13 protein-coding genes are annotated in these 13,458 nt (G+C 59.0%); 7 read left to right on the forward strand and 6 right to left on the reverse strand.

The window, feature by feature from the left end; genetic code table 11:
• Positions 1 to 152: 152 nt before the first annotated feature.
• From LCF59_RS00480 to LCF59_RS00510, 7 genes are all read left to right on the forward strand, one after another.
• A complete protein-coding gene (locus tag LCF59_RS00480; RefSeq protein WP_292284550.1) occupies positions 153 to 938 on the forward strand; it encodes a hypothetical protein in 786 nt (261 codons plus the stop codon).
• Positions 938 to 2,359: a transcriptional regulator PpsR gene (gene ppsR / locus LCF59_RS00485; protein WP_292284552.1), complete on the forward strand. Its 1,422-nt coding sequence runs from the start codon at positions 938 to 940 to the stop codon at positions 2,357 to 2,359. The genes LCF59_RS00480 and ppsR overlap by 1 nt, the downstream gene beginning before the upstream one ends.
• A 95-nt stretch (positions 2,360 to 2,454) precedes the next feature.
• Positions 2,455 to 3,360 (forward strand): chlorophyll synthase ChlG, encoded by a 906-nt coding sequence (gene chlG, locus LCF59_RS00490; RefSeq protein ID WP_292284554.1) that lies wholly within the window; start codon positions 2,455 to 2,457, stop codon positions 3,358 to 3,360.
• The gene (locus LCF59_RS00495; RefSeq protein ID WP_292284555.1) at positions 3,360 to 4,643 is read left to right on the forward strand and encodes a BCD family MFS transporter; all 1,284 of its coding nucleotides are present in this window, start codon (positions 3,360 to 3,362) and stop codon (positions 4,641 to 4,643) included. The genes chlG and LCF59_RS00495 overlap by 1 nt, the downstream gene beginning before the upstream one ends.
• A gap of 2 nt (positions 4,644 to 4,645) precedes the next feature.
• The gene (locus tag LCF59_RS00500) at positions 4,646 to 5,830 is read left to right on the forward strand and encodes a geranylgeranyl diphosphate reductase (protein ID WP_292284557.1); all 1,185 of its coding nucleotides are present in this window, start codon (positions 4,646 to 4,648) and stop codon (positions 5,828 to 5,830) included.
• Complete coding sequence (idi, locus tag LCF59_RS00505) at positions 5,827 to 6,360, forward strand: isopentenyl-diphosphate Delta-isomerase (RefSeq protein ID WP_292284559.1); 534 nt, start codon at positions 5,827 to 5,829, stop codon at positions 6,358 to 6,360. Before LCF59_RS00500 ends, idi begins: the two co-directional genes overlap by 4 nt.
• 104 nt (positions 6,361 to 6,464) lie before the next feature.
• A complete protein-coding gene (locus LCF59_RS00510; protein WP_292284561.1) occupies positions 6,465 to 7,862 on the forward strand; it encodes a DUF4214 domain-containing protein in 1,398 nt (465 codons plus the stop codon).
• Positions 7,863 to 7,865: 3 nt separating this feature from the next.
• On the opposite strand, the gene dxs is transcribed toward LCF59_RS00510, so the two are convergent.
• The 6 genes from dxs to pufB form a co-directional block, all read right to left on the reverse strand.
• Positions 7,866 to 9,791: a 1-deoxy-D-xylulose-5-phosphate synthase gene (gene dxs / locus LCF59_RS00515; protein ID WP_292284563.1), complete on the reverse strand. Its 1,926-nt coding sequence runs from the start codon at positions 9,789 to 9,791 to the stop codon at positions 7,866 to 7,868.
• 200 nt (positions 9,792 to 9,991) lie between these two features.
• Positions 9,992 to 11,062, reverse strand: a complete 1,071-nt coding sequence (gene pufC / locus LCF59_RS00520) for a photosynthetic reaction center cytochrome PufC (protein ID WP_292284565.1) — start codon at positions 11,060 to 11,062, stop codon at positions 9,992 to 9,994.
• Entirely contained in the window at positions 11,062 to 12,051 is a 990-nt protein-coding gene (gene pufM, locus LCF59_RS00525; RefSeq protein ID WP_292284566.1) for a photosynthetic reaction center subunit M, read from the reverse strand. Before pufM ends, pufC begins: the two co-directional genes overlap by 1 nt.
• A gap of 2 nt (positions 12,052 to 12,053) precedes the next feature.
• A complete protein-coding gene (pufL, locus tag LCF59_RS00530) occupies positions 12,054 to 12,893 on the reverse strand; it encodes a photosynthetic reaction center subunit L (protein WP_188480543.1) in 840 nt (279 codons plus the stop codon).
• 137 nt (positions 12,894 to 13,030) lie between these two features.
• Complete coding sequence (pufA, locus tag LCF59_RS00535) at positions 13,031 to 13,192, reverse strand: light-harvesting antenna LH1, alpha subunit (RefSeq protein WP_292284570.1); 162 nt, start codon at positions 13,190 to 13,192, stop codon at positions 13,031 to 13,033.
• A 15-nt stretch (positions 13,193 to 13,207) separates the two neighbouring features.
• Positions 13,208 to 13,357, reverse strand: coding sequence for a light-harvesting antenna LH1, beta subunit (gene pufB / locus LCF59_RS00540; protein WP_072778079.1), 150 nt, complete (start codon positions 13,355 to 13,357; stop codon positions 13,208 to 13,210).
• Positions 13,358 to 13,458 lie beyond the last annotated feature (101 nt).

Raw genomic sequence — 13,458 nt, forward strand, 5'->3', positions numbered from 1 at the left:
TCCTTTGGACTTGTCCTGCTCTAGCCTGTTGAAAGGAAAGCTGAACAGTGGCTACTGTCAATTATCTTTGACAATAAGCGCTAAGAATCGGACACTAAGGTTGTCTGATATGTCTGACATCTGTCGGTCGGAATCGGAAGTGAGGGTACGATATGGCGAATGACCTTACAAAGGACCGAATTTTAACCGAAAGGGGACGCCCGGAAGTATCGGTCCTGGCGTCGACGGTTTTGTCGTTTCTCAGCGACAAGGGAGATGAGGGCGCGCAGACGATCCGCACCAGTGTGGTCCAGAAGCTCGTCGAGGCTGTCCTGAAGCCCGGTACGTTCGACCCGGAAGCGCTGTTGGACAGTCTCCGCGACCGACGTATCAATTCCGAACAGGTGGTCGACATCTATATCCCCCAAGCTGCAAGCGATCTGGGTCAGATGTGGGTCGACGATACGATAAGCTTTGCCAGTGTCACGATCGCCAGCGCGCGGCTACAAGGCCTGCTGACCTTTCTGGTTCCACCTTGGTCCGCAACTCTATCGGATGTTTCTTACGGTCCAAATGTGCTACTCGTCCTGCAAGGGAATGACAGCCACACCTTGGGTCCACATGTCGCCACGGCACAGTTGCGCAGGGCCGGTGCATCGGTTCGGATCCTCTTCGGCGCCCGCGACGAGACGATCCTGAAAGCGGTGGCGGAAGACGATTACGACATGGTGTTGTTTTCAGGGTCACGTCCGGATGCGCTTGCATCCATCGCAAAATTGGTCATACGCATTCGGGAAGGTATCTCAACACCACCCTCCCTCGTTCTCGGGGGGATCGTTCTCGAGCTTGAAGACCACGTCAAGGAAAAGACCGATGTCGACCTGGTGACAAACGATGTGAAGATTGCACTCAAGCTGTGCGAAAAGGGCAAGTCAAAAGGCAGGTCATCGGCAACGTAATGAACAGCAGTGGTTCCAGTTTCTGGAGCAGTGGCTCCGTTCCGATTATCGACGCTGAAGTTCTGTCGAGCATCATCGCGGTTGCCTCGGATATTGCCTTGGTCGTGTCACGGCAAGGCAAGGTGCTTTCCGTTCTCGTGAACCCGAATGAAACCTCCTTTGGCAAGTTGGACCATTGGGAGGGCCGGCCTCTCATGGACTTCCTGACGCGCGAAAGCTGTCCGAAGATCGAGGCGGCGATGGCCACGATGGCACAGGGCGATCTGCCGAAACGATCCATCGAGCTGAACCATTCCGACAATGCGGTCTGGGAATTTCCCGTTCGCTACAGCTTGCACCCGTTTGGCCTGGACGGGTCTTTCCTGATGCTGGGGCGCGATCTGCGCCCCGTTGCCGAAACCCAACAGCAGCTGGTTCAGGCGCAAATGTCGCTCGAACAGGGATACGAGGCGCGTCGTGAATTCGATGCACGCTATCGCCTGCTTTTGCGCACAGTGCGCGACTCGGTCGTTTTCATTTCGGTGAGCGATGGCAAGATCAAGGATCTGAACGATCCCGCGGCCGCCTTGCTGCATTCGTCCCGAGAGGACCTGATCGGGGCATCTTTCGCACAGGAGTTCCGCGAAAAGCGCCGCGATGAATTCATAGAGGCCATGATCAACGCCGCGATTTCGGAAAACAACACCGGCGTAGAGGTCCAACCCCGCCGCGCGCGCCAGCGCATCATGATCTATCCGCAAGTGTTCCGCGCAGGCGGTGAGCGGATCCTGATCTGCCGCATGACCTCTGCCGAGGACAGCACGGCCCATGGCGACACCCTGAGCCACAACCTCGCATCAATGTTTGAACGTGGGTCCGACGCGATCGTTTTCACGTCGGTCACCGGTGTGATCGAGGTTTGCAACGATGCGTTCCTTGACCTGGTCGATGCGGCCCACACGGTTGACGTGCGCGGGCGCGGCCTTTCGGATTTTCTGGGTCGGGGCCAGATTGACATGAGCGTGCTGGTCGAAAACGCGCGCCGCACTGGACAGATGCGCATGTATTCGACCAAGCTGCTGAACGATTACGGGGCCAAGACCCCGGTGGAGATGTCGGCCACCTTCCTGGACGATCAAAGCGAGCCGACAATGGGGTTTGTGATCCGCGACATCAGCCGTGCCGACGCCATGCGCAAAGCACCGGTTCAGGCAACCGAGGACTCGACCCGCAATGTGATGGAGCTTGTCGGATCCGCCACGCTCAAGGAGATCGTCGCGGAAACCACGGATGTGGTCGAAAAGATGTGTATCGAAACCGCGGTGGATCTGACCCGGAACAACCGCGTTGCAGCCGCCGAGATGCTGGGACTGTCGCGACAGAGCCTTTACGTCAAGCTTCGCAAATACGGGCTTCTCAGCAAGGACAACGATACCGATTGAGCCGCTCTGCCATGATCGGACGCCCTGCGCGACAATGCCACTCGGCCCTACCTCTTTCACTTGATAAGACGCGAGTTGTCGTGTTTAGTTGACACATGACTGTCAGCGCAAGTTTACACACTAACCGTTATCCCGCCCCTTCGGCCATGCTGGAGCTGATCAAGCCCGTGACATGGTTTCCGCCAATGTGGGCCTATGCCTGCGGCGCTGTCGCGTCGGGTGTGGCGATCAATGAACATCTCGGGCTTCTGATTGTCGGTATGATTCTTGCCGGGCCGGTGGTCTGCGGCATGAGCCAGGCGGCCAATGACTGGTGTGACCGCCATGTGGACGCGATCAACGAACCAAACCGCCCGATCCCGTCGGGGCGCATCCCGGGCAAATGGGGATTGTGGATCGCGCTGGCCATGTCGGTCCTGTCACTTGGACTTGGCGCCCTGCTGGGCCTGTGGGGGTTCATTGCGACGGTCATCGGCGTGATTGCCGCTTGGGCCTATTCGGTCGAGCCGATTCGCCTTAAACGGTCAGGCTGGCTTGGTCCGGGCCTTGTCGGTCTTTCATATGAATCGCTGCCATGGTTCACCGGGGCCGCTGTTCTGAGCCAGACAATGCCCTCCGGACCCATCGTCCTGGTTGCGGTGCTCTATGGAATTGGCGCGCACGGGATCATGACGCTCAACGATTTCAAGGCGCTCGAAGGCGATGCCCAGATGGGAGTGAACTCACTGCCTGTCACGCTTGGCCCCGAGAGGGCGGCCAGGGTGGCCTGTATCGTGATGATCGTGCCCCAGATATTCGTCCTGCTTGCCTTGGCGCACTGGGGTCAACCGACCCACGCCGCCCTTATCCTTGCATTGGTTTTGGGACAGATTTGGGCGATGTCCGTCTTGTTGCGCGACCCCAAGGCCAAGGCCCCCTGGTACAACGCCACGGGTGTCCTGATGTACGTCTCCGGCATGATGGTGTCGGCCTTTGCACTCCGTTCCATAGAGGTGTTCTGATGGGACTCAGCTGGCTTTCCATTGTCCGTCTCGGACTGGTCCAGATGGCACTTGGCGCGATCATTGTGCTGACGACGTCCACGCTGAACCGTCTTATGGTCGTCGAACTTTCACTGCCAGCAATTCTGCCCGGCCTTCTGGTCGGACTGCATTACGGAATTCAGATCACGCGCCCAAACTGGGGGTTCCTGTCCGACAAGGGCGGAAACCGCACGCGCTGGATCCTGCGTGGGATGGTGATCCTAGCCGTCGGTGGCGTGCTGGCCGCTCTTGGCGTGGTCCAGCTCGCAACAAGCTATTGGCTCGGCCTGCTCATGTCTGTCGCGGCCTATGCGCTGATCGGCGGTGGCGCGGGCGCGGCGGGAACCTCTGTCCTCGCGCTGCTGGCGACGGCAACGGCCCCGCATCGCAGAGCAGCTGCGGCAACAATCACCTGGCTGATGATGATCTTCGGCATCGCCATGACAGCTGGTGTCGTGGGACAACTCCTAGATCCCTATACACCGGCGGTTCTGATCCGGGTCGTGTCAGGCGTCGCTCTGGCGGCACTGGCGATCACGGCTCTGGCCACCTGGCGCATTGAACGTGGCGTCGAGGCCGCACCGGAACCCGATCCTGTTCCATTTCGCGAAGGTCTGGCCGAAGTATGGGCTGAACCCAAGGCACGGATGTTCACCATATTCGTCTTCCTGTCGATGACCGCCTATTTCATGCAGGAACTGATCCTCGAGCCTTATGCAGGTCTCGTCTTTGGTTACACCCCGGGCGAAAGCACCACGCTGTCGGGCATCCAGAATGGCGGCGTATTCCTTGGCATGCTGACCGTTGGCATCGCCGCAACCGCGCTGCGGTTCGGCAGTTTGCGCAATTGGGTGATCGGCGGGTGCCTTGGCTCTGCGGCCAGCCTTTGCATGATCGCCATGCTGGGCGGTGCCGCCCTGCCGCAGACGTTGTTGCCTGCCGTGTTCGCTCTTGGCTTTTTCAACGGCACATTCGCGGTGGCGGCTATCGGCTCGATGATGGCGTTGGCCGGGGATGGGCGGGAAAAACGGGAAGGCACGAGAATGGGCCTCTGGGGCGCTGCCCAGGCGATTGCCGCCGGGTTCGGCGGGCTGACCGGCGCAGCTGCCGTGGATATCATGCGCAGCCTGGCCGCCGACGCACCCGCTTTCGGGGCCGTGTTCATCTTTGAAGCCGGGCTCTTCCTCTGTGCCGCCTACATGGCGTTGCGAATCATGGAAGGCCGGACACCGCGCCATGCGCAACTGATCGCAGGAGAATAACCATGTATGATGTCGTTATTGTGGGCGGTGGCCCATCCGGTGCAACCGCTGCCGAGGATCTGGCCCGCTCCGGCCATACTGTGGCACTGCTGGATCGCGAAGGTCGGATCAAACCCTGCGGCGGAGCCATCCCGCCCCGTCTGATGCAGGATTTCGACATTGGTGACGACCAGCTTGTCGCCAAGGTCAACACCGCGCGGATGATCTCTCCGACTGGACGCCATGTCGATATTCCGATCGAAAACGGCTTTGTCGGCATGGTGGATCGCAAGGATTTCGACCCGTTCCTGCGCAACCGGGCCGAGGCAGCCGGGGCTGATCGCTTCACCGGCACCTATGTCCGGATCGACCGCGACAAGAAAGCCAGAACGCGGTCAGTGATCTACCGAGACAAGGAAACCGGCGAAGAACGCGCGCTGCCCACCAAGCTGGTCATCGGTGCGGACGGTGCCAATTCCCGCGTGGCCCGCGACGAGATCCCAGGCGGCGACAAGGTGCCGTTGGTTTTCGCCTATCACGAGATCATCGCCGCGCCGGAAAAAACGGATGATTATGACCCGATGCGCTGCGACGTGATCTATGACGGCGCCATTAGCCCGGATTTCTATGGGTGGGTGTTTCCGCATGGTGGCACGACATCCGTTGGGATGGGCACGTATATCCAAAGCGTGAACCTGAAAGAGGCGACAGCCGCGCTGCGTCAGGCGTCCGGCCTTGGAGAGTGTGAAACCCTTCGCCGCGAAGGCGCGCCGATCCCGCTGAAACCGCTGCGCTTCTGGGACAATGCGCGTGACGTCGTTCTGGCCGGCGATGCCGCGGGTGTTGTTGCGCCGTCCAGCGGAGAAGGCATCTACTATGCGATGATCTGCGGTCGTTTTGCTGCGATGGCCTGTGCAGCGACGCTCAAAACCGGACGGATCACCGATTTGGCGCTCGCGCGGCGGCTCTTCATGCGCGAACACAAGACAGTTTTCCGCGTTCTCGGCCAGATGCAAGACGCCTATTACAAAAGCGATTCCCGGCGCGAACGATTCGTCTCCCTGTGTCACGATGTCGATGTTCAAAAACTCACCTTCGAAGCGTATATGAACAAGAAGCTCGTCAAGGCTCGGCCCATGGCGCATATGAAGATCGGCTTCAAAAACGCGCGCCACCTTCTTGGCCTGGTAAGGGAGACGCATGTATGACCGAAACTCTTATCCCCGCATGGCGTGGTGACAGGCTCGAGCCGGTCGAAAAACTCGAGGCGCACCTACGCGGCTTGAAGCATAAGGCGATTTCGGTCTTCGTCTTGCGCGGGGATGACGTTCTTGTCCAGCAGCGCGCAATGGGAAAATACCACACGCCGGGGCTTTGGGCGAACACCTGCTGCACGCATCCGAACTGGGGCGAGGCCAGTCTCGACTGCGCAGAACGACGGTTGAACGAGGAACTGGGACTCACCGGGCTTGCTCTCGATTACCGGGACCGTGTGGAATACAGAGCGAATGTCGGTGGCGGGCTGATCGAACACGAGGTGGTCGACATCTTCGTGTCGAATGTCGACCAGACACCGGAGATGACTTTGAACCCGGACGAGGTGATGGCAACCCGATGGGTGCGATTTGGCGATTTGGTCAAAGAAGTCGAAAACGAATCAACCCGCTTTACCCCGTGGCTGCGTATCTACCTTGACACCTACGCGCCCCAAATTTTCGGCGCCCTGGCACGGTCCTGAACCGCTTGCTGGCGCTAATTAGCTAAATTTAGACACAATCACTCCTGTATCTTGCCCCAGTTCCCTCCTAGTTTCGATTTGGGGCTCGAACTGGGGAGTTTGAGATGTCTGCTGCCACCGCCAGTAATCTGGAACGGTACATGTTGGACCTTGTGAACGAAGAGCGTACAAGCCGCGGCTTGGATGGTCTGGTACTCGACAAGGTGTTGAATGCATCTGCCGATGCGCATTCGGATTGGATGCTGAAATCCAATGTCTTCAGCCATACAGGGGTGGACGGATCCACGCCGACAGAACGTATGAAAGCCGAAGGGTTTGACCTTTCCGGGTCTTGGCGCACTGCGGAAAACATCGCCGCCCAGAGCGAGCGGGGCGACCAAGGTTTCTTTGACGACGTGTATGAACTGCACGTCGCACTGATGAACAGCGATGGCCACCGGGAAAACATCCTGAGGCCGGACCTGGAGGTCGTGGGGATCGGCATCCAGACGGGCACCTTTGCCTATGATTCCGGCACGTATTTTTCCGTCATGGTCACGCAAAATTTTGCGATGACCGGCGGTCGGACAACACCGGATGTGCCAGGCCAACAAGATCGCGCGCCGGAGACCATCGCGGGACAGACGGACGCGCCCGCGCTTTTGGTGGGAACAGCAACAGCAGAGAACCTTATCGGAACGATGGGGGATGATACGATCACCGGTTCTGGCGGGAATGACATCATTTCCGGCGGCGACGGCATCGATACCGCCGTCTACATGAACGAGATGTCGAATTATGGCCTGACCATCGGCGATGGCTCCATAACGATCGAGGACCGCAGCGGCGACCATGGAATTGACACGCTGAACAGTATTGAAAACCTCGAATTCAGCGGATCCTTGTTCGAGCTGCACAGATTCGTCAACGTCAGCACGTTGACCGAATCCGACATGCTGGCGTTTTGCGAATTATACGTCGCGTATTTCAACCGCGCGCCTGATGCCACAGGCCTTCTGTTCTGGGGGTCCCAGCTGGCCGATGGCATGTCCATGATCGACATCGCCCGCCAGTTCTACACCTCGTCGGAAACCAATTTGCTTTATGATGGTATCGAAAATACCGGGGATTTCGTCACCGCCGTCTACTCGAATGTTCTGGGTCGCGACCCGGATACAGACGGGTTGGAATATTGGGTCAACGCGCTGGACTCCGAGACGGTGGATCAAGCATCGTTCATCCTATCCATGATCGATGGAGCAAAGGCCGCGACAGGCAGCGAAGCCGATGCACAACACCTTGAAACCAAGGCAGAGATCGGTGCGTATTACGCAGTGGTTCATGGCCTGAACAACGGATCGATGGCCAAAACCGCGATGCAGACATACAACGGTACATTGGACTCGGTCGTTGAGACCAAACAGATCATCGACGATCACGTTGAGATGGTGACCACGGCTGGCGACATGGAATTCACGATCAGCGTGACTGGGCTTGCCGACACCGCACTGGACTGGGTGTAACCCTCACGCGCCTCGCGTCAGGGGCACAACCTTTCCCGCGGCGGAGGTGAGGGACACCGCCAACTTGTAAAGATCAAAGCGGGTCATCCCCGCGTCGGCATACATCTCGTCGGGGGATGCCTGATCTATGAAACGATCCGGCAATGTCACTGCACGTACCTTCACACCGCCATCGAGCGCGCCATGGTCAGCCAATTCGTGTAGAACCATGGAGCCGAACCCGCCGCGCGCTCCCTGTTCGACAGTGATCAGCGCGTCATGATCGCGGGCCAGCTTCAGGATAAGGTCAATGTCCAGCGGCTTCGCAAAACGTGCGTCGGCGACAGTGACGCTGATCCCGTCTTTTTCGAGCAGGCGTGCCGCAGCCTCTACCTCGGCCAGATGCGCCCCGAAGCTCAACAACGCAACATCATTGCCCTCTTGCAGGACACGGCCCTTGCCAATCTCCAAGACCTCACCGCGTTCCGGCATCTGCACACCGTTGCCGGAGCCCCGTGGATACCGGAAGGCGATCGGCCCTTTGTCATGCGAAACTGCGGTGGCCACCATATGCATCAATTCAGCCTCATCCGCAGCCGCCATCACGGTCATGTTCGGCAACGCGGCAAGGTATCCGACATCGAACGCGCCCGCATGGGTCGCCCCATCGGCCCCGACAAGCCCGGCCCGGTCGATGGCAAAGCGCACTGGCAGATTTTGAAGCGCCACGTCATGCACGACCTGATCGTAGCCGCGTTGCAGGAATGTCGAATAGATCGCGCAAAACGGCTTGAGACCCGATGCCGCCATACCTGCGGCAAAGGTCACGGCATGTTGTTCGGCAATACCAACGTCAAACACACGGGACGGAAAGCGTTTTGCCAGAATGTCGATCCCGGTGCCGCCGGGCATCGCGGCGGTTACGCCAACGATATTGGGATCGCGAGCTGCTTCTGCCGTCAGCGTTTCACCGAACACCTTGGTATAGCTCGGTGCGTTGGGTTTCGATTTGGCCTGTGCGCCCGATTCCACGTCAAACTTCGACACGCCATGGTATTTGTCTGAACTGTTTTCGGCATGGGAATACCCCTTGCCCTTCACCGTGCAGCAATGGATCAGGACCGGCCCGGTCGCCCGCGCACGTGCGGCACGCAGGACCGGCAAAAGCTGTGCCATGTCATGGCCGTTGATCGGGCCGATATACTCGAAGCCCAATTCTTCGAACAAGGTGCCGGATCCTTGCAGGTTTCCGGTCACCAACTGGCGCGCGCGTTTTGCGCCTTCGCGCATCGGCGTTGGGAGCGCGGATTCAAACCCTTCGGCGAGGGACGCCATCTTGGCCAACGGCTCGTTGGCGTACATCCGGCTCAAGTAAGAGGACATGGCCCCAACGGGTGGCGCGATGCTCATTTCGTTGTCATTCAGGATCACGAACAGGCGGCGGCCTTCATGGCCTGCGTTGTTCATCGCTTCATACGCCATGCCGGCACTGATTGCGCCGTCGCCGATCACGGCAATCGAATCGCCAGTCGGACGGCCCATGTCACGACCCACGGCAAAGCCCAGAGCCGCGCTGATCGAAGTCGAGGAATGCGCCGCGCCGAAGGGGTCATACTCGGACTCGCTGCGCTTGGTGAAGCCTGAAAGCCCGTCCTTTTGGCGGAGCGTCGACATGCCCTCACGACGGCCCGTCAAAATCTTGTGCGGATAACATTGATGGCCCACGTCCCAAACGAGTTTGTCCATCGGAGTGTTGAAAACCGCGTGGAGTGCGACCGCCAATTCGACCACCCCGAGGCTGGATCCCAAATGGCCCCCCGTTTTCGATACGGCGCTTATCACCTCGGTTCGGACGTCACCGGCAAGGCGGGTCAGCGTGTCGTCGTCCATCGATCTCAGATCCGCCGGTCCGGCGACGCGATCAAGGTAGGGCGTTGTGGAATGTCTCATGTGGCCGTCTCCTCGGAACCAGAGGTAAGAGAGGCGCCACGCAAGCAAGAGGTCTTGATAACGTGGCGCCAGTTCCTGTAGCCAACAGGAAGGGAACCGGGGTTTTGGACCCCGTATCCGGCTTCTCGCTTTGGGAACCTGAGAGCAACCGGATCTGGCGACCCGAGCAGAGGCAGTCCGCTCGGGCTATTCTTCAAAGGTCAGTCAGACTCTACCAAGGCGAGTTCGGGCCATTCGCCGATGACATTCAGGCCCTGAAGCGGTTGCTGATAGCCTTTGTGGCAGGTCTTGCACGCCGCTTTCGGCGCATCGGCAAAAACCGGACCAAGACGTTCGGGCGGATACAGGCCTTCGAGCGGAACCAGCCAATCGTTGTTGATTTCCTGAACCATCGAAATGCCAAGCATTTCTGTTGCCCATTGCGGTGTCACTTGGGCCGGATCATAAAATGCCCGGCTGTTGTGACAGAACACGCAGTTCACGCCCAGCGAGTTGGACACATAGTTCATCAGGCTGTAGGTCCGCTCGGCGTCTTGCCAGGTCTGGATCCCCTCGGACGGATATTCCGCAACATGGCTTTCAAGGTCATGCACCCCGATCTGGCCATAGTTCAGCAGATACTCTTCGAGAGCATCGGATGGCAGAGACGTGTACTGCGATTGCGTCGTGACGCGATTCTGCACCGCTGCCCAACCTTCGGCCGCTTCGTTGACCGGGCCAAGCCGGAACCAGATTTCGCTTGGCACAGGCTGGCCCCGGTGACAGGTGTAACAGGTCACCCCCACTTCGGCGTTGGACTGCACATGTCCGATCCAGTTTTCGTTCACGCTCTGGGTCATGCCGACCATCGTGTAGGCGATCTGTGTCTGGTAGTTGTCCGGGTCTTCCATGAGATCCGGGATTCCCGTCCAGGCACGCATCGCAACGACCAGCTCGGCATATTGCTCGTCAGAGATATCGCCGAGCCCAGGCGGCACGTTTTGCAGAGCTTCATCGCTGATGGATGCAATCGCGTCATCCGAGATCTGGGCGCGGGTCAGGTAGCCGGCAATGGTCGGGTCCGCCTCGCTCAGGTCGCTTTCGAACTCCGGCACCGACATGCCCGTTCCGCGTGGACCTGTCTGAAGGCTGTCGGTCGCGTAGGGCTGACCGACCACCACCACGAAGGCGGCTACTGTGACGGCCAGACCTGCGGCCCCGACGAGGATAGCCGGACCGTAGATGTTGGTCGGGTTATCCCTGTTCCATGTATTGAACCACTTGGGAAGCATCAGTTCGACTCCTGTCCAATGAACTCTTGATAGGTCGTGCCGTAGGCCTCGTACCCATAAGAGCCGTCATACATCGGAGCGAAGTGATGCTCCTGTGCCCAGATGAACCAGTTGTCCACGACAGTGCCTGTCAGAAGAATGCCGATGCCACCTGTTATCGGGGTCAGAACCGCAAACCACCATGCCCAGCGGTGAATGCCTTCCATCGTGGCGTTGAAGCCCATGGTCCAGCGCCAGAAGAGAGCGGCCCGCTCGGTTGCCGTGCCACGGTCGACAATCTGTTCCAGTTCGCGGTCGCCGCCGTAGCGGGTGACGGCAAGAATGGTCGCGCCGTGCATCGCAAAAAGCAGGACCGAGCCATAAAGAAACACGATCGAAAGCGCGTGGAACGGATTGTAGTAGAGATTGCCATAGCGGATCGAGAACGCGGTGGTCCAGTCAAGATGCGGGAAGATCCCGTAAGGCACCGCTTCCGACCAGGACCCCATGAGGATCGGACGGAACAAACCCAGCACGAGGAACAACCAGATGGCAGATCCAAACGCCCAGAAGACGTGTTTGCCCATCTTGTGTTCCATGGCGAGGATATATGTCCGCGCCCACCAGCTCATCACCGACACAAGAAGGAAAAAGCTGGCGATGATATACCAGCCGCCATCCTGCAGCGGCGGGATGGAGAGACCATATTCCGGGCTTGGCGGCTCAAGCGCGAGCCAAAACAGCTGCCGGATGAACTCCGGGATCGACCAGCCGACCTGCGCCAGCATGTTGAACCCGATGATGTTGAGCGCCAGAATACCCGTCGCAAGCGACACCATCCCGGTCCAGCCCAGCCAAACCGGGCCAAGCTGCGCGTTGCCCATCCAACCGATCAGGGTTGAAAAACCCGGCTTGCCGATCCGTTCGCGGCCAGAGTTCTCGGTTTCAAGACCCCATTCCGGGGTGCCCTGCACCTGGACCTGTGTGAAAATGTTTTGATACTCAGCCATTGTTACATCCCCACATTGGCGCCCCAGATGGGCAGTTCGAGCCACCAGTTCCACCATTCAGGCCAGCCCTTGGTCCAGACCGGGCCGGAGATGATGATACAGATCGCAGACCAGAAACCGGCATTCAGCGCCAGCAGCAGACCCACGCGGTGAATGCCGAGCGTGCCAACCGAGTAACCGATGAAATCCCGAAAGAACGTGTCTTCGTGATCCGGCGTCTTCATTTCCTCTCCCTTTTCAGGGTTGGCTGCCGACAGGATCAGACCGCCATGCAACGCCAGGGCCAGCGTGGTGGTAAAGAAGAACGTCACAGCCAGCATATGCGCCGGGTTATAATGGAAGTGCAGATAGGCATAGCCCGTGTTCGACACCCAGTCGAGGTGACTGAAGATTCCGTATGGAAAGCCATGTCCCCACGCACCCATCAGGAGCGGGCGGAATATGACCAGCGTCACATAGGCGAAAATCGCGACACCGAAGGCGAACGGGACATGATACCCGATGCCCAGCTTGCGGCAGATTTCCACTTCGCGCAGCGCCCAGCTGAGGAATGCGCCCGTGGCACAGATCGTGATGATCTGCCACAAACCCCCTTCCATCAGCGGTGCCATGCCCAGACCGTAACTCAGGTCGGGCGGCGCGATGTTTATGAGCCATGGATTGAATGTGCCTTGGTCGGCCGCTCCCCATAGAATGAGGATCGTGCCGAGCAGAGCGAAAAAGGCGGTCGTGACCCCGAAGAAGCCTACGTAAAAAGGCCCAACCCAGAAGTCGAACAGATCGCCGCCGATCAGCGTCCCTCCGCGGACGCGATACTTTTTTTCGAAGCTGAGCAGCGCCATCTTCTTGATCTCCGCGTTTGTCGGCATGTCCCATAAAGGGCGACGCCGTCATGTTTCGTTTGGTTTTGCCGCGGGCGGGACACGAAGACCCGCGCCGCCCGCAGCGATGTCATATGCTCATCCGAGCCGGGCGGCGGTTAACCGCCACCGCCGGCTGCGGCTGCGGTTTCGAACCAGTTGATGCCGTTGGACAGCACCACCAGGTGAATCATTGCAGCCAGCAGGAAAAGGAAGACGCCCTGCGCGACAAACACGCGACGGGGATCAAAGATGAGCCAGATCTTGTAGAACTTTGCCATGATATTGATCCTTCCTTAGAACCAGGGGCGCCAGATGAAGGTTGCCAGGTGTGCAACCACTGCAACCGCCGAGAACAGCCAAAGGCCGCTCATGTAGACGGAATGCAGCTCCTGGGCCTGCTCGTCAGTAAGACCTGTGAATGACAGGTCGGTATTATCAGCCATGAACTTTCCTCCGGAATGTTATGCTGACGCCGCATTCCCTGCGGCCGGGTCCATCGGGGCTTGTGCCCCTCAGGTCCTGTCCGCCCCGCCGGGCAGACAGT

Origin of the sequence: Marivita sp. (assembly GCF_020055675.1) — a bacterium.
Classification (GTDB): domain Bacteria; phylum Pseudomonadota; class Alphaproteobacteria; order Rhodobacterales; family Rhodobacteraceae; genus Marivita.